The 1,071-nt window shown below is 56.0% G+C and carries 1 protein-coding gene; it reads right to left on the minus strand.

The window, feature by feature from the left end:
* On the minus strand, window positions 1–1,071 hold a 1,071-nt coding region (gene tuf, locus ABIE59_RS19985; protein ID WP_354449551.1), incomplete at its 5' end, for an elongation factor Tu.

A 1,071-nucleotide genomic window follows, 5' to 3' on the forward strand; every position in this document is an offset into this window, starting at 1 on the left:
TTACTCGATGATCTTGGAGACCACGCCGGCACCAACGGTACGGCCGCCTTCACGAATCGCGAAGCGCAGACCATCTTCCATGGCGATCGGAGCGATCAGGGTAACAGTCATCTTCACGTTGTCACCCGGCATTACCATTTCAACGCCTTCCGGCAGTTCACAAGAACCGGTTACATCAGTAGTCCGGAAGTAGAACTGCGGACGGTAGCCCTTGAAGAACGGAGTATGACGACCACCTTCTTCTTTGGACAGTACGTACACTTCACACTCGAACTTGGTGTGCGGCTTGATGGAGCCCGGTACACACAGAACCTGACCACGCTCAACGTCGTCACGCTTGGTACCACGCAGCAGAACACCTACGTTCTCACCGGCACGACCTTCGTCCAGCAGCTTGCGGAACATCTCAACACCAGTACAGGTAGTCTTGGTGGTGTCGCGGATACCCACGATTTCCACTTCGTCACCTACCTTGATGATGCCACGCTCTACACGGCCGGTAACAACGGTACCACGACCAGAGATGGAGAATACGTCCTCGATCGGCATCAGGAACGGCTGATCAATCGCACGCTCCGGCTCAGGGATGTAGTCGTCCAGGGCTTCTACCAGCTTCTTAACAGCGGTAGTACCCATCTCGTTGTCGTCTTTACCTTCCAGAGCCATCAGCGCAGAACCGGTGATGATCGGAGTGTCGTCACCCGGGAAGTCGTACTGGCTCAGCAGGTCACGAACTTCCATCTCTACCAGCTCAAGCAGCTCTTCATCGTCTACCATGTCCGCTTTGTTCAGGAACACAACGATGAACGGTACACCAACCTGACGGGACAGCAGGATGTGCTCACGAGTCTGCGGCATGGGGCCGTCAGCTGCGGAGCAAACCAGGATCGCGCCGTCCATCTGGGCAGCACCGGTGATCATGTTCTTAACATAATCCGCGTGGCCCGGGCAGTCTACGTGTGCGTAGTGACGGGTCGGAGAATCGTACTCAACGTGAGAGGTCGCAATGGTGATACCACGCGCACGCTCTTCCGGTGCGTTATCGATCTGATCGAAAGCACGGCTCTCACC

This window comes from Marinobacter sp. MBR-99, from assembly GCF_040547575.1.
GTDB lineage: Bacteria > Pseudomonadota > Gammaproteobacteria > Pseudomonadales > Oleiphilaceae > Marinobacter.